Origin of the sequence: Catenulispora yoronensis, assembly GCF_039531695.1 — a bacterium.
Classification (GTDB): domain Bacteria; phylum Actinomycetota; class Actinomycetes; order Streptomycetales; family Catenulisporaceae; genus Catenulispora; species Catenulispora yoronensis.
In genome coordinates this window covers 1-23926 of sequence record NZ_BAAAQN010000023.1, presented here as the reverse complement: position 1 = coordinate 23926, position 23926 = coordinate 1, and the positions used below count along the sequence as shown (strand labels likewise).

Sequence of the window (23926 nt, the reverse complement as noted above, 5' to 3'; positions counted from 1 at the left end):
ACGCCGATCCGGGCCGCGCGATGTATCTGACCGCCCCTCCGCTCCTCGTGTAGGTGACGCATAGGTGACGCACGCGGCCCCCCGCCGCCGTGCACGGCTCTGGTCCCGATCAGGAGGACGCAGCATGGCGGAACAGACACACCAGTTCGCAGGCCCGGTGCCGAAGGTGGTGCTCACCGACCCGGCATTGGCCGACGACAAGAACCCGCGTGTGCTGGCCAAGTTCAAGAACCTCGAACACAGCCTGGACATCCTGAGCCGGCTGGCCATGGGCGACCAGAGCGCGCTGACCGAGGTCGGTGTCGCGACCACGGGCCAGTACAACACCCAGCTGCACGAGTGGGCCATCGGCCGGGACCGCGGCAACCGCACCGACTGCTACCTCATCGCCGGCGGCCCCGGCGAGGTGAACTGGACGCACCCGGTGCTGACCGGCCTGGCGTCGATCGGCCACAGCCATCCGTTCGCCGCCGCGGACCGCAAGGCCTTCGTGCCGAACACCGGGCCGCTGGTCCTGCCGACGCTCACCACCTGGAAGGCCACCAGCGCCGAGCAGGCGATCCCGATGATGCCGGGCGACCTGTGGTACCTGTTCCCGTCCAACCAGGACGTCTCCGCGGCGTATCTCGGCGATTTCGAACGCCCCGAGGTCGTCTACTCGCCGTACCGGCTGGCTCCGGACGGCCGGCTCTCGCGGACGCAGGGCGGGGCGCTGATGGTGAAGTACGGCCCGGTCAAGGCCACGCTGTCGCAGCGGGCCGACGCGCTCATCAAGGACTCGGCCATGGACGCCAACGCGCCCGGCGGGGCGGCCGCCATCGAGTCCGTGATCTTGAGCATGTACTGGTGCGAGGTGGAGTTCTTCGCCGCGAACAAGTCGATTCTGACCGGTTTCATGAAGTGCCCGCCGAAGCGCGGCACACAGCTGGTGGAGTTCGCCTGGTTCCACCAGGAGGGCATACCGGCAACGGCCATGACGCGGTCGCAGTGTCACGCGTATATCAAGAGGGTGAAAGGCTAGTACCTCTATCGTTGGAACAACGTTGCAGGAGTGTCGGAAGTGACTGGAACTGCCAGCCCTTCACTGCGAGGCCGGACCCGTGACGTTGATCAATGGCCTGGTTCGGCCGCACCTCCACACAGGGTTCTGCGACAGTTTCCGGACGCCCTCCCCGGCGGCGATCGCCGCCGGGTTTACAAGTCGATGGCGCTGTGCTGTCATGAGACCCGTTTCAACGTTATTTCGCCGCCCTCCGACAGCGTCGGCCCACCCGGCGACCCGAGGGCGACCGTCCGCTCCACCCTGCGGTAGGGGCTGACGGTCCACCCGGGCGGCGACTCTGTTCGGTGCGCCTCTCCGCCCTTGTTTTACAACGTTGTATCCAGTGCGTCGTCACCTCCCGCAACAGCTCCGATCCCCTACCAGCCACAGGAGCACATCGACATGCACAAGCTCGGTTCCACGCCGCGCAGACTCGCGGCACTCGGCGGCATCCCCCAGAAGGTGCGCAGAACCCTGCTGACGTTCTGCGCGGTACTCGTCGTCGCCTTCGGCACACTCATCGCGTTTCCAGCCGCCTCGCAGGCCGCCGCATCGCAGCCCTGTGACATCTACGGCGCGGCCGGGACGCCGTGCGTCGCCGCGCACAGCACCGTACGGGCCCTGTTCGGCGGCTACAACGGGCCGCTCTACCAACTGAGACGAGCCTCGGACGGCGCGACGCACGACGTCGGCCTGTTGTCCGCCGGCGGGTACGCCAACGCCGGCGACCACGACGCGTTCTGCAACGGCACCACGTGCACGATCACGCGCATCTACGACCAGACCTCGCGGCACAACGACCTGCTGCCGGGCCCGGCGGGCACCGCGGGCATGGGCGCGGACCGCCCGGCCGACGCGAGCGAGCTCGCGGTGACGGCCGGCGGCCACAAGGCGTACGGCATCTGGATCTCGCCGGGCGTCGGGTACCGGAGCTCCGGCGCCGCCTCCGGGGTCGCGGTGAACGGCCAGCCGGAGGGCGCCTACATGGTCGCCAGCGGCACCCACGTCGGCTCCTCCTGCTGCTTCGACTACGGCAACGCCGAGGCCACCGCGGCCGACACCGGCAACGGCCACATGGACGCCGTCAGCATCGCCACCACGTGCTACTTCAGCCCGTGCACCAGCTCCGGGCCATGGGTCGAGGCCGACATGGAGAACGGGATGTTCCAGGGGGCCAACGGCTCCAACACCGCGAACCAGGGCAACAGCAGCACCTACGTCACGGCGATGCTGAAGAACAACGGTCAGACCACTTACTCGCTGAAGGGCGGCAACTCCCAATCCGGGGGCCTGTCGACATGGTGGTCCGGGGCCTTGCCCAACCGCGGCGGCTACACGCCGATGCACCAGGAGGGCGGCATCATCCTCGGCACCGGCGGCGACAACAGCAACTGGAACATGGGCACCTTCTTCGAAGGTGTCATGACCGCCGGCTACCCGACCGACGCCGCCGACAACGCGGTCCAGGCGAACATCGTCGCGGTCGGCTACAGCGGCGAGACGAACGTCCCGAACGGCCCCGCCGGCACCATCGGCGGCCCCGGCGGCAAGTGCGTGGACGTCGCCGCCGACGATACCGGCGGCAACCTCGCCGCCGTCCAGCTGTGGGACTGCCAGGGCTGGGCCGAGGACCAGCACTGGACCCACTTCACCGACGACTCTCTGCGCACCATAGGCCGGTGCCTGGACATCAACGGCAACGGCACCGCCGCCGGGACGCAGGTCGAGCTGTGGGACTGCAACGGCGTCGGCGGCCAGAAGTGGGTGCAGCGCGCCGACGGCTCGCTGTTCAACCCGCAGTCCGGACGATGCCTGGACGACCCGAGCGGCAACACCGCCAACGGCACCCGGCTCCAGATCTGGGACTGCAACGGCACCGGCGCCCAGAAGTTCGCCGTCAACGGCGGCGGCCCGGCGGTGGGCCCGGCCGGCAAGTGCGTGGACGTCGCCGGCGACGACTCCGGGGCCAACGCCACGGCGGTCCAGCTGTGGGACTGCCAGAGCTACGCGGTGGACCAGCACTGGTTCCAGAACTCCAACGGCTCCCTGCGGACCCTGGGCCGCTGCCTGGACATCAACGGCAACGGCACCGCCGCCGGCACCCCGGTGCAGCTGTGGGACTGCGACGGCGCCGGCGGGCAGGTGTGGCAGCAGCGCTCGGACGGGTCGGTGTACAACCTGCAATCGGGACGGTGTCTGGACGATCCCAGCGGGAACACGGCGAACGGCACGCGGTTGCAGATTTGGGACTGCAACGGGACGAGCTCGCAGAAGTTCGCCTTGAGTTGACAACGAGATGAAGCCCGGCTGAGCCCCGCCTGACGACCGCCGGGCCCGGTGGCGGGCCGCCCAACCGGCGCCCGCCACCATGGATCCGCCACATCTCCACCGAATCACCCTCGTGCTTCCCCCCACCGAGCGGATACGCTGTGCCGCACGATTCGCCCGTCGGGCGGGCGGAAACCCGGGCGGACAAGGTCCGGGGTGCTGGCACGTACCCCACAAGGCGGGCACGGCCGCAGGGCTCAAGGAGATTCATGGCAACCGGCAAAGTCAAGTGGTTCAACGGCGAAAAGGGTTACGGCTTCATCGCGCAGGACGATGGTGGTCCGGACGTCTTCGTCCACTTCTCGGCGATCATCGGTGACGGCTACCGCAACCTGGACGAGAACCAGGCCGTGGAGTACAACGTCACGCAGGGCCCCAAGGGCCCCCAGGCGGAGAACGTCCGCGCCCTGTAAGGCGCCCCGCAAGGCCCTGACGGCCGACTGACGCGGCTCTGCCCGGCGCTCGCCGCCGGGCGGAATCGCGTCTGGCGCCAGAAGAACGAACCCCTATGGGCTGATTCCTAGATCAGCTCACCCCCATCGGCGTAATGTCGAGATGGCACTAGGTTCTGACCGTTCCGGTCGGCACCCCGCCGCGACCGGAGGAGACCATTCATGGCACGCAGCAACGGCATCCGCGGAAGCAGGATCGGCGCGGGCCCGATGGGCGAGTCCGAACGCGGGACGATGATCGAGCGCGTCTCCGCCACGTTCTGGTGCGCCAACGGCCACGAGACGCAGGCTCACTTCGCCGCGTCGGCGGATCTGCCCGAGGTGTGGGACTGCCACTGGTGTGGCGCGCCCGCCGGGACGGATCGGGAGAATCCGCCCGTCGCGGCACCGACCGCGCCGTTCAAGACGCACCTCGCCTATGTGCGGGAGCGTCGGACCGACGCCGATGCCGAGATTCTGCTCGCCGAGGCATTGTCGCGGTTGCGCGGGAACCGCTGAGCGGTTCGCGGCACTGCCTCCTTCGGTTCGGGGCACTGCTTCCTTCGGTTCGGGGCACCGCTTTCTTCGGTTCGGGCTTGACGACCCTCGGGACTCGTTGCCTGAACAGGCCTGCCCTGTAGCGGCTCGCAGCCGGCATACGGCCAGGTCAGAACGCGACTTCCCCAGGAGCGCCTCCGGAGCGCATCCGAGTGGCTACGCTGCGAGCATGAAGAGGCGAATATCCGCTCGGTTATTAGCGGCGATCGCGGCGATCGCCGCATTCGCGGCGGCCTTAGTGGCCCTGCCCTCGGCCGTGGCGTCGACCGCCGCGACCGCCGCGGTCGGCACCTGCCAGACACTCCGGATCCCGGTGGCCCTCGCCCCCGGCGGGCCGGCCGACCAGACGATCTCCGGAACGCTGTGCCGCCCCACGTCACAGCCTTCCGCCAGCACGGTGGACGTCCTGGTCCACGGCGCCGGGTACAACCAGTCGTACTGGGACTGGCCGGTCGGCGGCGGCAGCTACTCCTACGTCGCCCGGACGCTGGCCGCCGGGCGGGCCACCTTCGCGTACGACCGGCTGGGCGTCGGGGCGAGCAGCCATCCACTGAGCGCCCTGGTCACCACCGCGGCGGATGCCTGCGCCCTGCACAAAGTCATAGGCCTGATGCGCGGATCCGGATTCTCGACCGTCGACGTCGTCGGACATTCGTTCGGATCGGTGGTCGCCATCGAGGAGGCCGCCACCTATCAGGATGTGGACAAACTGGCCGTGACCGGGCTGCTGCATTCACAGGGTCTGGGGCTGGCGACTGTCGCAGCCTCCTTCTACCCCGCCGACATCGACCCGCAGTTCGGACTGCTGTTCGCAGACCCCGGATATCTCACGACCCTGCCGGGGACGCGCGGGTCCTCGTTCTACAACACGGCGACGGCCGATCCCGCGGTCATCGCCTACGACGAGGCGCACAAGGATGCCATCTCAGGCACCGAACTGGCGGCCGGCATCGTCGAGACCGAGCTGCCCGCGCTGACGAACCCCTCGCGGCTGATCACCGCGCCGGTGCTGGTCCTCGACGGGCAGCAGGACGGCATCTTCTGTGGACTGACGGTGGACTGCACGAACCTGTCGTGGCTGCTGGGCGAGGAGGCGCAGTTCTACTCGGGCGCCGCACGGCTGAGCGTCGCGACGGTCGCCGGGACCGGACATGACGTCGCGCTGCATCCGAGCGCGGCGCAGTCGTTCGCCGTGATCGACCAGTGGATCACGTCCGGCTGACCGGCCGGCTCCGCTGGTCCAGGCGCCCGACTCCGGCGTAGAACCACATCTGCTCCGGATTCGGGTGCGGGTCTCCCTCCGGGTGCCACAGCGGGATGTAGACGAGGCCGGGTTCGACGAGTTCGAACCCGGCGAAGAAGCCGCTGATCTCCTCGTGCGAGCGGGTGTGGGCGCTCGCACGGGCGGTGGAGCGGTACAACTGCTCGACGTCGGCGGCCGCGCGGGGAGCGGCCTCGTGGGTGGCGTGCGAGATCGCGAGGTAGCTGCCGGGCACGACGGCGTCCCGGTAGCGGGCGACCATCGCGTGCGGCTCGTCGGCGTCCGGGACGAAATGCAGCACCGTGACCATCAGCAGCCCGATCGGGCGGGAGAAGTCGAGAAGTCCCCGGGTCGTCGGATGCCCCATGACCTCGCCGGAATGGCGCATGTCCGCGTGGACCGCCGCGGCGTCGGGGTTGCCGGCCAGTATGTGACGGCTGTGCGCGACGGCCGACGGGTCGTTGTCGACGTAGACGACCCGCGCGCCGGGAGCCACCTTCTGGACGATCTGGTGGACGTTCTCCTGGGTGGGGATTCCCGAGCCCAGATCAAGGAACTGACGAATGCCCTGGTCGAGCAGGTACCGCACCGAGCGGCCGAGGAAATCACGGTTCTCACGGACGATCTGCCGCGCGTTGGGCTCGGCGCGGACCAGGCGGCGGCCGAGCTCCCGGTCCGAGGCGAAATTGTGGCTCCCGCCGAGCAGCCAGTCGTACAGACGTGCCACGCTCGACCGTTCGATGTCCACACCCGCGGGCACGGTGCCGCCCCGTCGTGCGCTGTCGTTCTCTGCCATGCCTCGACCTCCATGCTCGCAGAGCAATTGTCTCGCTTCTCTCCGTGCGCGCCCGGGTTTTGTCTCCTTTTTCCTCTCAGGGGCTTTGCCTACTGGACAAAACGGAACCGGACCGGCGGGTCTTACCGATCCGGTGTCGGACCCGGGGGCTAGGGTCGGCGCGAGGCGGCGCACGTGAGCGGCACGCCACGGTGAAAGGAGTCTGATAATGGGTGAGCTTCGAACCCTGATGACGGGTCGCGGGCTGCTCGAATCGCCCAGGTGGCACGGCGATCGGCTGTATTTCTCCGACTGGTCCTCCGGAGAGGTCCTCGCCGTCGACCTCGCCGGCGAAGGCGAGACCGTGGCCCGGGTGAAGTCGCTGCCACTGTGCACCGCGTGGCTGCCGGACGGGCGGATGGTGATCGTCTCCTCGCCAGACGGCCTCCTGCTGCGGCGCGAGGACGACGGCAGCTTGGTGACGCACGCCGACCTGGGACGACCGGGCTGGAACGACATCGTCGTGGACGGCCGGGGGAACGCGTACGTGAACCGCGCGGGCTTCAACCCGATGGCCGGCGAGGAGTTCCGGCCGGGCGCGGTCCACCTGGTGGCGGCCGACGGGCGGGTCAGCGAGGTGGCCGACGACATCGCGTTCCCGAACGGGATGGCGGTGACGGCGGACAACGGGACGCTGATCGTCGCCGATTCGTATCGCAGGGTGCTGGTGGCGTTCGACATCGCGGAGGACGGGACGCTGTCGGGGCGGCGGGTGTGGGCGGAGCTCGGGGACGGGGTGCCGGACGGGATCTGTGTGGATGCGGAGGGGGCGGTGTGGTACGCGGATGTTCCGAACCAGCGGTGTGTGCGGGTCGCGGAGGAAGGTGCGGTGCTGCGGACGGTGGAGCTTGATCGGGGTGGGTTCGCTTGTGCTTTGGGGGGTGCGCGGGGGACGGAGTTGTTCGTGGTGGGGGCACGGTGGCAGGGGATGACGGCTTCGGAGATGGTGGTCGCGGGGTCGGGAGAGGTTTATGCGGTGGAGGTGGAGGTGCCGGGCGCGGGGTGGCCGTGAGGTTGCGGGTGTTGATTCGGGCTTAGCCTGTCGAATTCCGTCGCGCTCGTCCGTCGATCTTCTGTACCTACTAGTATGTATACTGGCGTCGTGGACACCAGGGAACGGCTCATCGAGAGCACGCGCACGCTGCTGTGGGAGCGCGGCTACGTCGCGACCAGCCCGAAGCTCATCCAGCAGGCGGCCGACGCCGGCCAGGGCAGCATGTACCACCACTTCACCGGTAAGGAGCAGCTGGCGCTCGCCGCGATCGAGCGGACCGCCGAGGAGATGCGGAGGCAGATCGACGCGCTGCTGGACGGTCCCGGTACTGCCGTGGAGCGCATCGCGACGTATCTGCGCCGCGAGCGCGAGGTGCTCAAGGGCTGCCCGATCGGCCGGCTGACGCAGGATCCTGATGTGATGGCGTCGCCCACGCTGCGGGAGCCGGTCGAGGGGATGTTCGCGTGGCTGCGAGGGCGGCTGGCGGACGTCGTGAGCGGCGGGATCGCCGCCGGGGAGCTGAGCCCGGGGGTCGAGCCGGGGGCCACGGCGACGGCGATCGTGGCGGTGTTGCAGGGGGGCTATGTGCTGGCGCGCGCCGCCGCTGATACTGCGCCCTTTGATCAGGCTATTGAGGGCATTCTCGCGTTGCTGCGGTCGCAGGGGATCGCTCGCTGACGCTGGTGACGTCGCTGACGTTGCTGTTGGCCGCCAGCGACAACCTCCCATCAAGATCACTCATCCATATATCAAAATCGGACAAAGGAACATCGACAGTGCTTGTATCCCGCACCCCGCACGCCGAAGTCCCCGCCCCCGCCGAGTGGTTCACCGGCACCGCCCGGATCGCGGAACTCACCGCCGCCAAGGCCCCGGCCCGCACCCAGATCGACAGCGTCCACTTCGCTCCGGCAGCCCGCACCCACTGGCACCGCCACCCCCTGGGCCAGACGCTGATCGTCACCCACGGCACCGGCCTGGTCCAGCGCCGGGGCGGGCCCGTCGAGACCATCACCGTCGGCGACACCGTCCACATCGCCCCCGACGAGTGGCACTGGCACGGCGCCGCCCCGACCTCCGCCATGACCCACCTCGCCGTCGAACCCCACCCCGCCGACGGCCGCACAACAGAACTCGGCGAAGCAGTGACCGACGCCGAGTACACGCCCGCGCTCGCGTCAGGCAGCGCCTCGACCGACGGCTCAACCGACACCGAACCGGCCGCCGCCCCGCCGCCCTTCACCCGCGACATCGTCATGGACCAGCACCTCCCCCAACCCCTCGCCACCGCCCGCGTCGAAATCCGCCGCATCACCATCGCCCCCAACTTCCCCGCCGGCCTCCACGTCCACAACGGCCCGGTCTTCGGCAGCATCGAAACCGGCTCCGCGATCTACCAGATCGAAGGCGAACCAGAGACCGTCCTGAACCCGGGCGATGTGTTCTACGAGCCGGAGAACGTACGCATCGCGCGCTTCGACGCGCAGGAGTTCGGGGTGACGTTCTTGGGCTACTTCCCGTTGGAGGCCGGGGTGGAGGCTCAGTTGGTCTTTGTTGAGGACTGACGACAGACAATGGTAGGACCCCACCGGATGGTCCGGCGGGGTCCTCAATCAAACACAGCCTAGAAAGCAGCCAGTACCGCTCGGAGCCCCCTCGCTACGAGAGTGCTCCAGTTTCTATTGCCGCCGGTAACCCCGGCAGCCGCAATTGCTTCTGGCTTGCCACCGTCAAGCGCTGTCGCTGTACCGGCAGCTACAACACCCGCAAACGTAGAGCACGCCATTGAGCCGAAGCCAGCGGTGGTTATCCCAAACGTTACTTCGCATGTCCCTCCCGCCACGGCACCCGCTGTCCACGAAACGCCCTGTACGAAAACGAAGTGAGCGATACCCTTCCCTCTGCAGGATCCGTCCGAGTCAGCGCCGAAGATGCAGTCATTGGTTGGAGCAGGCGGGGCCCAGAGGCCGTTGGTATAGGCACAGTCCGCGTCCTCGAAACACTTCTTGTGCTCAACGTTGTACTGATTCAGCAGGCGCCAGGCGTCTGCACAGGAGACTGTCGTCGTGTAAGACTCCTTGTCATTGCTCAGATCGCACCGGTACCGCTTCAAGGCGTAGTCATCAGGCGTAAGGGTCAACAGCGCCAAGAAGCGCATCGCGGCAGCTTCGTCATAGACGCAACCGTGACCGTTCCACCTGAACATCTGCCCGCACCGCGAGACCGGTCCGAGGATTGCTGGCGCGTCCCCGAAGAACGCCTGCAAGTACTTGCCACCGCCCCCGGAATGCTGGTTCTCCGGAAGCACCGACGTCGCCCCCGCGGCGGCGGCCACGATGGCGCTCGCGATGGTCGCGCCCTGGAGAGCCGCGGCTGGGCTGAACGCGGCGATCTGTGCTGTCTGCACCGCCACCTTGATGTTGCTCGCGACCTTCGCCGCGATCTGGCCCACTCGCGCCGCGGCCTTCTGCTTCGCGCCGGTGATCGTGCCCTTCGCGGCGGATTTCACCGCGCTGACGATTACCGACGTCATGTGGCCGGTCGCGGACGAGGAGCCGGTTCCCGGATTTTGCGGGTGGGGGGTGGTGGCTGGTTGGCGGATGGTGCAGTCGTCGTCGGCGCAGGCTGTGACGACGCCGTGGCCGGACGGGTCGGTGTTCGTCAGGGGGTTGTCGTTGGCGTAGGCGAACGGGTTGGCGTCGGTGGAGTTCGGGGTCGGGTTGTTGGCGACGGTGTCGCGGCTGGTGAACTGGCCGTTGGCCGGGTCGTACCAGCGGGCCGCCATGTCGACCTGGCCGGTGGACTTCTCGGTGAAGGCGGACTGGTAGCCGAGGGAGCCCGTCAGGGTGCTGGTTCCCAGGGCGCGGCCGAGCGGGTCGTAGGCGGCCGAGCCGGTCAGTGTGCCGCCGGCGGCGGTGAAGTCCGCGACCACGTCGCCGTGCAGGTCGGTCCAGCTCAGGGTTCCGGAGCCGGTGCTCTGGCCCGGGGTCCCGACGCCGGTGGGGGTGCCCATCGGGTCGCGGCTGTAGGTGGTGGCGCCGTCGGCCGCCAGCAGGTTGCCGGTGCCGCTGTAGGACAGCGTGCGGGTGGTGCCGCCGCCGGTGGCGTCGGTGACCGCCCGGCCGAGGGCGTCGTAGGTGTAGCTCTGGCCGCCGGCCGTGATGCCCTGGCCGTAGGCGTCGAAGGTGTCCGCCGCCCCGGCGGACGCAGTGGTCTGCGTCCCCCGCGCCGTGTAGGCGTAGGTGGTGGTGCCGTCGCTGGTCAGCTGGTTGCGGGCGTCGTAGGTGTAGGTGGTCCCGCCGGCCTGCGTCCGGTTGCCGTTGGCGTCGTAGCCGTAGGTGACCGTGGCGCTGCCGTTGTTCCAGCTGGCGAGGCGGTTGGCGGTGTCGTAGGTGTAGACGTTGGCCGCCGAGGTGCCGAAGCCGACGGTGGTCTTGGACGTCAGGTTGTCGTCGTTGTCGTAGCCGTATGTGATCTTGGCGAAGGCCGCGCCGGTCGGGCTCGGCTTCAGGGCGTCGACCTTCAGCCGGTGCTGGGTGTCGTAGGTGAACGCGCGCACGTTGGCGACAGCCCCGCCGGCAGCGTTGTACCCGATCTGCGACACCTGGTCGAGCGTGTTGTAGCTGTACGTCAGGGTGTCGCCGGAGGCGGCGTCGCCCATGGTCGACAACCGACCCGCGTTGTCGTACATGTACGAACTCGTCCCCGCCGCATCGGTCCGCGAGGCCATCGTCCCGTCGGCGGTGTAGGTGAACGAGGAGCTCCCCGCCGATCCGGTAGCACTCAGCAACAGCCCTCGGTCGTCGTACCCGAACGTGTCGGCGGTCGCCGCCTGCCCGCCCGCCGCCGAGGTGGACGCGCTCAGCACCCGTCCGGCCTTGTCGTACCCGAAGGTCCGGCTAGCGGTGGCGGCTTCGGCGCCGGTCCCCGACTGGTTGGTCAGGTTGCCGTCCGCGTCGTACACCAGGCTGACGCTGACCCCGCCGGGCTGGGTCTGGGCGACCGGCCGGCCGACCCCGTCATAGCCGGTGGTGAAGGTGCTGGTGGCCGCCGTCGAGTACTGCGCGGTCGCCGGCTCCGTCTGCGATTCCGGCAGGTTCCAGGTGTTGTACGTGGTGATCCAGTTGCCGCCCTTGCCGTCGGTGTAGCGCGTCCGGTTGCCCGCCGCGTCGTAGCCGAACGAGGCGGTGATCGGCGAGGACCCGCTGATCGGCTGGCTCTGGCTGGTGAGCCGGTTGTCCGCGTCGTAGCCGAAGGTGGTTATGGTGCCCCGCGCGTCGGTGGCCGAGATGACGTTGCCGACCCCGTCGTACGCCTTGCTGCTGCTCTTGAGCTGGTTCGGCGGCGTTGCGTTGTCGAACATCACCTGGTCCACCGGCCGGGCCAGCGCGTCGTAGTCGGTGCGGACCGACGAGCCGTCCGGCGCCGTCGTCGTCTGCTTGTCCCCCAGATAGTCGTAGGTGTATGAGGTCTGGTTCCCAGCCCCGTCGGTGGTCGAGACGACCTCGCCGAGGTTGTCGTAGCCGCTCGCCGTCGTAACCCCGGCCGGGCTGGTGACCTGGGTCTGCCAGCCTCCGGTGCCGTAGGCGTACCCGGTCGTGTAGCCGACCGTCCCGGTGGCCGGCGCCGGGTGGCGCTCCACCGCGGTGGTCGAGACCTTGCGCCCCAGGTAGTCGTACGCGACCTGGCTCATCGCGCCGGTCCCGTCGGTGACGGACACCGGATGCCCGACACTGTCGTAGACCATGTGGCTCACGCCGCCGCCGGGCGCGGTGACGCTCGCCGGAAGGTTCCGCTGGTCGTAGACGTAGCTGGTCTGGTGGCCCAGCGGATCTGTGACCGTCGCGATGTTGCCGTCGCGGTCGTACGTCTTCGCCGTCACCCCGTTGGTCGGGCTTCCGGCCCCGGGCGCGGTGTACGTCGGCCGCGTGGTGCTCGTCGGACGGCCGTCGGCGTCGAAGGCCACCGTGGTGGTGTGGCTGGTCCCGTCGGGGTCCTGGACCTCGACCGGATCGCCGAAGGTGTCGTAGCCAGTGTAGGTGAACAGCGGCACAGAACCCTGGCTCACCCCGCCGGTCTCGATGGGCGCCGCGGGCGCGGTCTTCACCGTCGTCCGACCGGCTTCGTCATTCGTGTAGCGGGTGATGCCACCGTTCGCGTCGGTCGAGGAGACCGTCAGGCCGCGCGCGTCCAGCACCCGGGAAGTGGTGACGGTGGTGTTCGTCCCCAGGACCGAGCCGCCTCCGTACAGCGTGGACACCTCGGTGGCCGACAGCGCCCGGTTGTAGACCTGGACCCCGGACAGCGATCCGGCGAAGTGCTGGTTGGTCAGCCACGCCGCGCCGATGTTCAGGCCCTTGGGCGCCTTCCACGGCGTGGTCATGGGGACGCTGACGATCAGTTTCCCGTTGATGTAGATGCTCTCGGCATGGGTCGCGACGTTGTAGGTCCCGACCATGTGGCTCCACTGCCCCACCGGTGCCGTCGCCGCCGGAGCCAAGGCATAGGTCCACGACGCCGCGTTGGTGTCGTTGCTCGTCATGTCGAAGATCCAACCTCCGACCGTGGTGTTGTATCCGAGCATCGCCGCCGGGTTGGTGTTGCCGGAAAGCGCCATCACCACCTGGTTGCTGCTGGTGCTGCCCGGCTTGACCCACGCCGCGAAGCTGAACGACTGGGACGTGTCGACCTCCGGCGCCGGCGTGGTGATCAGGCCGTTGGTACCGTCGAACTTGGCCGCCCCGCCGTGCTCGGCCGTCCACGACGCGCCGCCGGACATGGTGCCGCCGGCATTGCTGCTGGAGGTGTCCGCGGCCGTGGTGACGTCGCCGTCGTTGAGCTTCCACTGCCCGGCCAGGCCGATCTGCACTTGGTGGTTCGGGGCGTTCGCGTAGAGCGCCTGGACGTCCGCGGCGGGCAGGGCCCGGTTGTAGACGCGCACGTCCGACAGCGATCCGGCGAAGTGCTGATTGCCCAGCCACGCCGTACCGATGTTCAGGCCCTTGGGTGCCTTCCACGGCGTCGTCATCGTCATCGAGCCGATCAGGTTCCCGTTGACGTAGATGCGCTCGGCGTGCGTGCTGACGTCATACGTCCCGACCAGGTGGCTCCACTGCCCCACCGGCGCCGTCGCCGCCGGAGCCGAGGCGTAGGTCCACGACGCCGCGTTGGTGTCGTTGCTCGTCATGTCGAAGATCCAACCTCCGACCGTCGTGTTGTACCCGAGCAATGCCGCCGGGTTGGTGCCGCCCGAAAGCGCCATCACCACCTGGTTGCTGCTGGTGCTGGCCGGCTTCACCCATGCCGAGAAGCTGAACGACTGCGAGGTGTCGACCTCCGGCGTCGCGGTGCCGACCATCCCGGTGGCGCCGTCGAACACCGCCGAGCCGCCGTGGTCGGCCGACCACGCCACGCCGCCCGAGACGGTGCCCGTGTTGACGGTGCCGGAGGTGTTGACGGTGCCCGAGGCGTCGGCGGCGGTGGTGACGTTCCCGTCCGCCAGGCTCCAGGATCCGGTCAGCCCGGCCGCGGCCGTCGGCGAACTCTGACTCACGGTCTGGCTGTTCTGGCGGCCCGCGGCGTCGAAGCCGTAGACCGTCGAGCGGCTCCATCCGGACAGGTCGCGCAGCGTGCTGGAGGCGACCACGTCGTCCGGGGTGTAGGTGACGGACGTCGTGCGGTTCGCGCCCGAGGGGTTGCTCGCCCCCTTCGGGTCCACCGTGGTGGTGCTGACCCGGGAGGCGGCGTCCACGGTGTAGTTGGTGACGGTCACCTTGTTGTTCGTGGCCCGGGAGACCAGGTTCCCGGCCGGGTCGTAGGTGTTGGCCTGCACCACGAACGGGTTCTGGTTGTTGGCGTCCACCTTGGTGACGGTGGCCGTCAGGCCGTCGTCGGTATACGTGTACTGAGTCGTGGCGCGCAGCGCGTCGGTCTCGGTGGCCAGCCGGCCGGCCGGGTCGTACGCCTTGGAGGACGTCACCAAGTTGGTGAGCGGGCTCTGCGCGGCCGGGTCGCCGTAGTACCCCATCAGCGTGGTGCTGAGTTCCCGGTGGTCGGCGTCGTAGGCGGTGTCGGTGCGGACGCCCCGCGGGTCGACGACGCTCACGCGGTTGCCGAAGGCGTCGTAGGCGTACGTCGTGGACGCGTTGGACTGGTCGGCCACGGCCACCGCGTCGGTGTACGAGGCGAGCTGGTCGTGGTTGTTGTAGGTCGCCTTCGTCGTCCGGGGCGGGTCGCCGCCGGTCGTGTCGGCCGCCGTGGTGGACGTGATGTTGCCGTCGGCGTCGAAGACGGTGGTGGTCCGCGGCGTATGCACCGCGCCGGTGACCCGGTCGGTGGTCGCCGGGTCGGTGCGCGTGCCGACGCGCCCCAGCGCGTCCAGGACGTAGCTGGTCACCACCCCGTTCGGGTAGCTGTCGGACACGACCTTCTTGCCCAGGATCCGGCCCAGGTTGTCGTAGGTGTAGGAGGTGACCAGCTGACCGGCGGCGTCCGTGGTGGAGGCGACGTCACCGGTGTGCGTGTACGAGGTGACGGTCGTCCTGCCGCCGGCCGTGGTGACCTTGGCCGGCAGTCCGATCGGGGTGGTGCCGGAGTCCGACGCGGCGGTCGCCGCGGTGGTGTAGGCGGTCCGGGACGTGCGGCCGGCCGGGAACCCGGCCACCGGCGGCGTCGTGACAGAGGTCTGGTTCCCCAGCGTGTCGTAGGTGTAAGAGGTCAGATACGTCGGGTCGGTGGTCGACGCCGAACGCGGGTCCCGGTAGGAGGTGAGCAGGTCGTTGCGCGGATCGGCCGGCGGGTTCACCGTGACGTCGTCCGGCCAGTAGGTGTAGTACGAGGTCGAGCAGGTGTTGGTGGTCTGCACCTGGCACGTCGTGCGGGACACGGTGTTGCCGCGCACGTCGTGGCCCGTGGTGACGGTGTCGCCGTCCGGGTCGGTGACCGTGTACAAGAACCCTGAGGTGTCATAGCCGTACTGCGTGGCCGCGCCGGTGGCGTCGACGGTCGCCAGTTCCCGGCCGCCCTGGCCGGTGTCCTGGATCGTGGTGATGACGCCGAGGGCGTTGGTCACCACCGAGGACGCGGTGAACAGCGGCGTGCCGTCGGCCGCGGCGACGGTGAAGGTGCCGTCGGGGGCCAGGGACGCGGTGTTCCCGGACGCCGGGGGCACATTGGTGGCGGAGCTCCACAGCAGCGTGGCCTTCGTCGAGTCGCTGTAGATGGCCAGGTTCCCGTCGGCCTGGAACACCAACACCGCGTTCGGGTTCCCGGCGGTTCCGGACGACCAAATGGTCCGGCCGCTGTCGGTGCGGGTGATGACCAGGTTCCCGTCGGCCCCGAAGGTCATGCGGGCCGACTGCGTCGACCAGCTCTTGGCCGCGCTGGCCGCGTACGACGTGCCGTCGAACGCGAACTTCGTGATCTGGGCGTTCGGCACCAGCAGTTTGGCCACCGTGGACGGGACCAGCGTGGGAACGCCGACCGCCAACGGGACGCTGTACTGGATCGTCGAGGCTATCGCCGAGATCTGGGCCCCGCTGATCTGGCGCGGGTAGTAGGCGACATCGCTGATGGCGCCCTTGAAGTAGCGGTCCGGCACGGTCGGCAGATTGGCCACGCCCGCGGCGTGCGTACCCGCCCCGACGTATACATAAGGCTGCTGACCCGAGGTGAGCGGCTGCGCCGTGGTGGTGGAGTCGATCTGGCTGCCGTCCACGTACATGGCCTGCGACGTGCCGGACGCGGTCAGCACCAGATGGTGCCAGTTCCCGTCCCAGAGCGGGCCCTTCGAGGACAGCTGCCCGGTCCCGGAACCGGCCGCGAACCCGGCGTGGACCAGGCCGTTGGTGTCCATGTAGGCGTAGACGCCGCTGGTGGTGCTGTTCGGGTTCGCGGCGCCGAGCGGCTGCGACTGGCTCTCGAACAGCATCTGCGGCTGGGTCGGAGGACCCTGCGACACGGTGAGTCCGCCGCTGAACCACAGCGACACCGTGGCCGCGGTGCCCACCGGGGTCGCCGCGGTCGGCAGCCGCAGCCACGAGGACGTGCCGTTGAACGCCGCGGCGCTGTTGTCCGCGAACGGCCCCGGCACGCCGAGCGTGACGTTGCTGTACCCGGCGCTCTGGTTGTCGGCGGCGACCGCGTCGGCCGCCACGGCCCATCCGGCCGGATCGTTCAACGGCCAGTAGCCGCTGGGCCCGGCGACCAGGGTGGCCGAGCGCATCGGCTGCGAGGACCCGACCGCGTTCACCGGCTCGACGGTCCAGGTGCCGCCCTCCTGGTCGGTGACCGAGGTGACGCCGCTGTCGGCGGCGCTGTAGGCGACGCTGGCCTCGACGTTGCCCGAGGGCTTGGTGATCGTCCGCAGCAGGCTGCCGGAGTGCGTCCCGGCCGTGTACAGCGCGGCGACCTGGGCGTCGGACAGGGTGGTGTTCCACGCCGCGACGTCCGACAGCGAGCCGGTGAACCCGTCGACGCCGGCGGCCAGGTACGGCCAGCCGCTGCCGCCGACCCCCGCGCCGATCGTGACGTACGGCTGGTCCCAGCTCTGGATGGTGTTCGCGTTGCGGGCGGTGCCCTGCACGGCGCCGTCCAGGTACAGCGTCTGCGAAGTGCCCGCACCGGCCAGCACGGCGTAGTGCCAGTTGCCGTCGGTGACGGTGCCGGGCGAGCTGATCTGGTTGGCGGCGCAGTTGCCGGTGGCGAAGCAGCCGTGCAGGCGGTTGTCGGTGCCCACGTACAGGGCCGGCGTGTTCTTGCCGGTCTGGCCTGCGTTCGACATGGGCTGGTCGCCGTAGTAGAAGATCACGCCGCCGCCGACCGTGGTCCGGAACCAGGCGCCGATGGTGGCCTGGGAACCGGCGGCCGCCAGGTTCTGCCGGTTCGAGGCCAGATACGAGCCGGTACCACCGGCGAAGCCGGTGGAGGTCGCGGTCGAGCCGGCCAGCGCCGGACTCTGGCCGAGCGCGGTACCGGTGCCGGTCAGGTTGTCCCGGCCCTGGTTGGCCAGCACGCTGCCGACCGCCGTGGTGCCGGAGCGCTCATTGAGGCGCCAGTAGGAGACCGGCGCGGTGTTCTGCACCGCCGCAGGGAACTGCGATCCGGCGCTGTAGGAGTACTTGGTGCAGGCCGGTGCGACGTCGACCGGCGAACAGACCGACGTCAGCTGGTCCCCGGCGTATCCGTAGGTCCACACCGCCGCCGTGGCCGGAGCCCCGGCGGTGGCCGGGTCGGTGGTCACCGAGGTCACGTGTCCGGCCGTGGCCCCAGCCGCCGGCGCCTGCCAGCCCAGGGTCAGGGTCCGGCCGGTGGCGGTGTTGGTCAGCTTCGTGACCTTCGTCCCGGCCGGTGTGCTGCCCCAGGTCAGGGTGACGGCGCGGCCGGCGGCGTCGGTCACGGACGTCAGCCCGTAGGAACCGGTGTCCAGCGGCTGGCTGAAGGCGTAGACGGTGTCGTTCTTGTCGGTCAGCGAGTAGCCGGCCCCCAGCGACGCGACGCGGGTGTAGCGGCCGGGCGGCGGGCTGAAGGACCCGTCCGCCGGGTTGCGGCCGTACCCGACCTGCGAACCGTCCGGGTTCGTGATGTCGACGCTGTTCAGCACCTGGTACATGCCGGAGACGACGTACTGCTCGGTGGCCTTGGCGTCCAGCAGGCTGGACCAGGCGGCCCCGAACGCGCCGTCGGACAGCGGGTTCCGGGAGTTGTAGTCCCGGGTGATCTCCAGCGTCGGGCCCACGCCCGCGACGTCGGCGTCGGTCACGGTCGCGGTGTAGTTGCCGGTGGCGGCGTCGGCACCGCCGTTGGCGGACTGGTCCTGCGACAGCTTGGAGGTGATCGGCGGCTGCGGCACCTGCGTGGTGAAGGTGTAGGTGGTCGGGTTCGGCGAGTAGTCGAAGCCGTCGTAGGTCTGCACCGTCCAGCTGTAGGTCTTGCCCCAGGCCAGATTGGCGCTCGCCGGGACGGTCCAGTCGCCGGTGCCGATCAGGCCGGAGGTGGCGACCTGGGTGCCGCTGCCGTCCCAGACCTGGAACAGGTACTGCACCGAGGCGTTCGGGAAGGCGTCCGGGTCGTGGCCGGTGGCCCGCAGCTCCGGAGTCAGGATGTTGACGGAGCCGTTGCCATCAGGATACTGCGAGTCGACGGCCGGCGGCGTGTCCTGGCTGTAGGTGACGGTCAGCGAGGGGATGACGTAGCCGCCCTCGCTGGTGGAGTTGAAGCGCTTCCAGCCCCGGGCGTCCGAGGTCTCGCCGGTCACCAGGAACCCGTAGTTCGTGGCGGTGCCCTGCGCCCACTTCTGCATGTCCGCCAGGCCGTCCGCGTTCACCGGGATGTAGTCCCACTCCCCGGTGCCGCCGCCGCACTGCCCGCCGGTGACGTTCGTCGTGCCGATCAGGGTGCTGTCGTACTGCACGCCGGGGTAGGAGTTGATGTTGGCGACCTTCCAGTCGCCGGTCACCTGGTGCAGGTAGATCGGCTCGGACCCGCCGCAGTACGACGAGTACGTGTGCCACAGGTTCACCGTCGCCGCGGTGATGTGCGTGTTCTGGAACGAGGTCACACCGGTGAACTGCACCAACGACGAGCCGTAGTGCGAGCCGTCGTAGGACCCGATCTTCAGGTCGCCGTCGTAGGTGGCCATCGGGCTGGTGGTGGTGTCCACCGAGAACGAGGAGTTCGCCGTGATACCGGCGCTCGGGTCGACCGTCACCGGGAACTTACGGGCCGGATCGTGCAGCCAGCGCGGGTCCAGGCTCATCCGCAGCGCGGGCTTGCCGTCCGTGGTGGTGGTCAGCGCGTAGGTGACGGCGTTGGACTGCGCGCCCGAGCCGTAGCCGGGCACCACGACCGAGTCCGTCATGATCCCGTTCGGCACGATGATCCGCGCCTTGCCCGAGGCGTCCGTGAACTCCACGCCCCGATCGGTGGCCTTGCCGGTCAGACCCCCGGCCACGGTGTACGGGAAGACGTAGTCGGTCGCGGCCGAGGCCGAGGCCAGGACCAGCGTCTGCTCCACACCGGTGGTGGTGGCCTGCAACGTCAGGTCCACGCCGGGCAGGATCGAGGGGTACGTCGCCTGCGTGCCCTTCGTCGCCGCCGGCACGGCCGCCGCGCCGGACAGGGCGAAGGACAGCGAGGCCGAGCCGGAGCCGACGGTCATCAGGGCCGGGTCGGTGCCGGAGGCGGCCAGGGAGACCGAGGCGTCACCGGCCTTGCGCACCAGCCGGCCGGCGGCTGACGTCCCGGCGACCGCCGAGGACCCCGCCAATGACCCCGCCGAAGAACTCGCTGAGGACCCCGACTTCGCGGCCGGAGCCGTGGCCGGCGCCGCGACGAGCGTGGGATCGATCGGCTGCACCGACCCGTCGGCGGCGGTGTAGTTCACCGGCGCGGCGAAGTAGTCGACCGTGCTGGAACCATCGGCGTTCGTGAACGTCTTGGACGTCGCGGTCCGCTTGCCGGCGTCCTCCTTCGACGTCTTGGCGTCGAACCCTGACACACCCTTCGCCGAAGGGCCCGTGGCGGTCTTCGGAGCCTGCGCCGCCGGAGCCGGATCGAGCTCTCCCTTGCCCTTGCCGCGCGGCTTGCCGGTGCCGGTACCGGCCCGCGTCGAGGCCGCGGTGGCGGTGTGCGACAGGCCCGCAGCAGAACCCTGCGGCTGCTGTGTCCTGACATCAACGCCATCCGACGCCGCCGCGGATCCGGACCAGATGCCGAAGCCGGAAAGAGGGAAGCCGGACGCACCGACTTCGGCCGCGTTGGCCACCGGCAGCGCGGTCAGCGCCACCATCCCCATCAACACCCCGACGGCGGTTGCCCGCCTTCCTCGTCGGTATCGCCTACCGGTTCGAGAACCGGGACTGAGAATACTCATGAGCCGCCTATTCGTGCGCGCTGGTGGAGAATCAGGAACCTGCGTGGAACTGCGAGGTCGGAACGGCTTCACCGGAGCACCGTCCCGGCGGGAAAACGGCCGTTGAAGGCGTCGGTGAGCGCCTTGGCCACGACCGCCGAACCGGCGCCGGCCCGGACCACCGCCGTGTTGCCGCTCGGCGCCGCGCCACCGGCCAGAAGGAAGTGCCGAGTCGGGTGATCAGCGGCCGCTTCGCCCGCCACCGTGCCCGGCGTGCCGTCGGCAGCGAGGATCACGTCGCAGCCACGGACAACCAGAGAGTTGACATACGTCTTGGCCTCATCGGGCTGCACGCCAGCCGGCAACGCCAAGTACTGCGACTTCGCCGCCGTCTTCGACGACGCCTCCTGCATCGCTGCCCACAGCGGTGCCGCAGCAGGCGAGTCGAGGCCGGCCGGATCGGTCAGCAGACACTGTGTGAACGCTGCGAACTGACGAGCACGCGGCGATTCCGCCGCCGGGCGCGAACCTCCCCGGCCCGACGTCAGGGTCGCCACCAAGACGGCCAACGCCGCCAAGACGACGACCGACAGAACCGCGACGCCGAATCGGCGATCGCGGACAGACAGCATGTTGGACACCAGGCATCCACCCCCCGTGTTCGATCAATGAGTCCCGTGGTCAGCGCGGGCAGTGCCGGCGCGACAGACGCGATCCTCGGCGACGCGGAGATCCCCGGTCCACGCCCCGAAAGTGACTTGAGAGATTCCCACGCGTCCCACTACCGTTCAGCTGCCTTTTGGGATGCGCGGCCGCCCAGGTGGAGACGGGTGGGACGAAGGCCGCGAGGTGGCGGGGCACACGATCAGCGGTCGCGGACCACTGATCCACAACGAGGGGGAGCTTGTGCGGACGAACTGGTCGCCGTTGCCGGAGAATCTGGACCTTGAGACCCGCCGTCTCATCGAGAAACTGCGCACCCTCAAGGACGACAGCCGTCTGACCCTGGCCGAGCTCGGGACGAAGACGCACTACAGCTCCTCGTCCTGGGAGCGATGGCTCAACGGAAAGCGGCCGATCACCCGCGCCGCCCTGCTCAGCATCGCCGAGCTCACCCACGCGGACCTCGACCACCTGCTCGACCTGTTCGAGCGGACGGAACCGATCGAGGAAGCCACGCAGGAAGAGACGCTGCCCGAGATCCCCGCACAACGCAGCACCGGACCGGCGCAACTCCCCCGCGACCTCCCGGACTACGTGGGCCGCGAACGGGAACTCGAAACGCTGGTCGCCGGACTGCTGGAGCCCAACCGAACGGTGCTGCCGGTCTGGGGAGTCGTCGGCATGGGCGGCTTGGGCAAGACCTCCCTCGCCGTCCGCGCCGCACACCGCGTCAGCCCGTTCCACCCCGGAGGAACCCTCTTCCTCGACCTGCGCGGCGGCAGCCCAGAACCCCTGCCCGTCGACGCAGCGCTACTGCGACTGCTCCGCTCCGCAGGCGTCGCCGAAACGGCGATCCCCCTCGACACCGACGACCGCGCGGCACTGCTGCGCTCCACCCTCGCCGGCCGCCGCATGCTCGTCGTCCTGGACAACGCCCTCGACGCCGCCCAAGTCAGGTCCCTGCTACCGGGCGACCCCGGATGCGGCGTCATCATCACCAGCCGCAACCAGCTCGCCGGCCTGGAAGGCGTACAGCGCATCTTCCTCGGCGCCCTCTCCCCCGCCGACTCACGTTCCCTGCTCACCGGCATCGCCGGCAACGAGCGCTTCGACGCCGAACCCGAGGACGGCGAAGCAATCGTCGCCATCTGCGCGGGCCTGCCACTGGCCCTCCGCATCGCCGGATCCCGCCTCGCGGTCCGCCCCCACTGGGCCGTGCAGACGCTGAGCCACCGCCTACGCTCCACCGCGAGCAGCCTGGACGAGCTGTCCGTCGACGACCTCGCGGTACGCACCTGCTTCGAATCCAGCTACAATACCCTGATCATCGACGACGTCGAACTCGGCGAGGTCCGCGCCCTCCGCCTCCTGGGCCTCTGGGAGGGCCCCGAGATCAGCCTCCCGGCCGCCGCCGCCCTCCTCGACCTGGAGCTGACCGCCGCCGAACGCGAACTGGAGCGCCTCACCGACATCAGCCTGGTGCAGTCCCCCGCCCCCCACCGCTACCGCTTCCACGACCTCCTGCACTCCTTCGTCTCCGAGCGGGCCAAGCTCGACCTCACCCCGGCCGACCAACGCGCCGCCATCGCCCGCCTCGCGTCCTGGTACGCCCACACCGCCGCAGCCGCCTCCGACCTCCTGTTCGACGGCCGGCGCAACTACACCCTCGACGGCATCGACCGCCCCGCCCTCGCCACCACCTTCACCAACCCCGACGAAGCCCTGAAGTGGTACGACACCGAGAGCCCGACCCTGGTCGCCATCACCCGCCAGGCCCACCGCCTCGAACTCGACGACCTGGCAGCCACCCTCCCCCAGATCTTCCAGATCTACCTCGAACTCCGCTTCAAGATCCCCGAATGGCTCACCACCGCCACCGACGGCCTGCTCAGCGCCCGCCGCCGCAAATCCACCCTCGACGAAGCCCACCTCCACACCGCCCTGTCCACCGCCTACAGCCACGCAGGCCACCACACCGACGCGATGACCCACGCCCGCGACAGCCTGGCCTCCTACGAACAAGCCGGCGACCCGATCAACCAAGCCCGCGCCATGCAACGCCTGGCCATGGCCTACGAACTCGCCAACGACACCGACCAAGCCCGCACCTGGCTCCTCCGCGCCGTCGACATCTTCGAAGCCACCAACTACCCCTACGGCGCCGCCAACTGCCTCAACCGCCTCGGCATGATCTGCAACGAACTGGGCCTGATCAACGAAGCCGTAACCTACCTCGAACGCTGCCTCACCCTGATCGAACCCCTGGGCTCCCCCGCAGCCCAGGCATCCACCCTCAGCAACCTGGGCCACGCCTACCTCAAACAAGGCAACCAAGCCAACGCCCTCACCGCCCTCACCACAGCAGACCACCTCTTCACCGAACTCGAATACGAACCAGGCCGCGCCACCAACCTCGCAATCCTCGGCGAGTACCACCGCGCCACCGGCCACCCCGACAAGGCCTACGCCCACTACCTCGAAGCCCTCACCCTCCTGGAAGACGTCGGCCACCCCAACGCCGCCGAGGTCCGCGAAATGCTGACGAACCTGATGACCTCCGGCTACACGGCGGGAGTGCTGTAGGACAACGAACCCAGCACCCGGTCTCGCTGGCGCCAGCCGAACCAACAACTCGACAATCCCGCGCCACCCACATCCGCAACACCCATTCGCATGCGGCGAGAACACCTGGCGCCCAGTCTCGCCGGGTCTCCGAACCAACCGCCCAACCAACCGCCGACCGCACCCCTCAACCACCCCGGGCCACCCTCGCCCAAACCGCCAGCCACACTCCCGACGCATCAGCCCCCGCCGCCGTGATTGTCAGTCCCCTGCCTGGGTTTTCGGTTCGTTCCCCTCGGTCACGTCGGCAGGGCTTTGCCTACAGTGCCGCCGACCGGGTGTCCAGTCCACGCTGTACGCAACCGCCGCCAACACCTCAAAAGCAAGCGCGTGGACTTGACA

At 69.3% G+C, this 23926-nt stretch carries 12 protein-coding genes; 9 read left to right on the top strand and 3 right to left on the bottom strand.

What is annotated here, in order from left to right; all coding sequences use genetic code 11:
- Positions 1-124: 124 nt before the first annotated feature.
- From ABD481_RS20160 to ABD481_RS20140, 5 genes are all read left to right on the top strand, one after another.
- Positions 125-1021 (top strand): hypothetical protein, encoded by an 897-nt coding sequence (locus ABD481_RS20160; RefSeq protein ID WP_344667250.1) that lies wholly within the window; start codon positions 125-127, stop codon positions 1019-1021.
- Positions 1022-1444: 423 nt separating this feature from the next.
- On the top strand, positions 1445-3331 hold the full coding sequence (locus tag ABD481_RS20155; RefSeq protein ID WP_344667249.1) for an arabinofuranosidase catalytic domain-containing protein: 1887 nt from the start codon (positions 1445-1447) through the stop codon (positions 3329-3331).
- Positions 3332-3579: 248 nt separating this feature from the next.
- Positions 3580-3783, top strand: coding sequence for a cold-shock protein (locus ABD481_RS20150; RefSeq protein ID WP_344667248.1), 204 nt, complete (start codon positions 3580-3582; stop codon positions 3781-3783).
- A 201-nt stretch (positions 3784-3984) separates the two neighbouring features.
- A complete protein-coding gene (locus tag ABD481_RS20145; RefSeq protein ID WP_344667247.1) occupies positions 3985-4320 on the top strand; it encodes an RNA polymerase-binding protein RbpA in 336 nt (111 codons plus the stop codon).
- Positions 4321-4528: 208 nt separating this feature from the next.
- Complete coding sequence (locus ABD481_RS20140) at positions 4529-5581, top strand: alpha/beta fold hydrolase (RefSeq protein ID WP_344667246.1); 1053 nt, start codon at positions 4529-4531, stop codon at positions 5579-5581.
- On the opposite strand, the gene ABD481_RS20135 is transcribed toward ABD481_RS20140, so the two are convergent.
- The gene (locus tag ABD481_RS20135; protein ID WP_344667245.1) at positions 5568-6416 is read right to left on the bottom strand and encodes an SAM-dependent methyltransferase; all 849 of its coding nucleotides are present in this window, start codon (positions 6414-6416) and stop codon (positions 5568-5570) included. The two genes, ABD481_RS20140 and ABD481_RS20135, sit on opposite strands and share 14 nt — an antisense overlap.
- 208 nt (positions 6417-6624) lie before the next feature.
- Here ABD481_RS20135 and ABD481_RS20130 point away from each other — a divergent pair, with 208 nt between their 5' ends.
- The 3 genes from ABD481_RS20130 (at position 6625) to ABD481_RS20120 (ending at position 9014) form a co-directional block, all read left to right on the top strand.
- On the top strand, positions 6625-7467 hold the full coding sequence (locus tag ABD481_RS20130) for an SMP-30/gluconolactonase/LRE family protein (protein ID WP_344667244.1): 843 nt from the start codon (positions 6625-6627) through the stop codon (positions 7465-7467).
- Positions 7468-7542: 75 nt separating this feature from the next.
- The gene (locus tag ABD481_RS20125; RefSeq protein WP_344667243.1) at positions 7543-8127 is read left to right on the top strand and encodes a TetR/AcrR family transcriptional regulator; all 585 of its coding nucleotides are present in this window, start codon (positions 7543-7545) and stop codon (positions 8125-8127) included.
- 98 nt (positions 8128-8225) lie between these two features.
- Positions 8226-9014, top strand: coding sequence for a (R)-mandelonitrile lyase (locus tag ABD481_RS20120; RefSeq protein WP_344667242.1), 789 nt, complete (start codon positions 8226-8228; stop codon positions 9012-9014).
- A 59-nt stretch (positions 9015-9073) separates the two neighbouring features.
- Here the strand turns inward: ABD481_RS20120 and ABD481_RS20115 are convergent, their stop codons facing one another.
- Positions 9074-20236: a LamG-like jellyroll fold domain-containing protein gene (locus ABD481_RS20115; protein WP_344667241.1), complete on the bottom strand. Its 11163-nt coding sequence runs from the start codon at positions 20234-20236 to the stop codon at positions 9074-9076.
- A gap of 152 nt (positions 20237-20388) precedes the next feature.
- Complete coding sequence (locus tag ABD481_RS20110) at positions 20389-20931, bottom strand: BMP family ABC transporter substrate-binding protein (protein WP_344667240.1); 543 nt, start codon at positions 20929-20931, stop codon at positions 20389-20391.
- A gap of 274 nt (positions 20932-21205) precedes the next feature.
- Here ABD481_RS20110 and ABD481_RS20105 point away from each other — a divergent pair, with 274 nt between their 5' ends.
- Positions 21206-23545 (top strand): tetratricopeptide repeat protein, encoded by a 2340-nt coding sequence (locus tag ABD481_RS20105; protein ID WP_344667239.1) that lies wholly within the window; start codon positions 21206-21208, stop codon positions 23543-23545.
- The last annotated feature ends 381 nt before the right edge of the window (positions 23546-23926 follow it).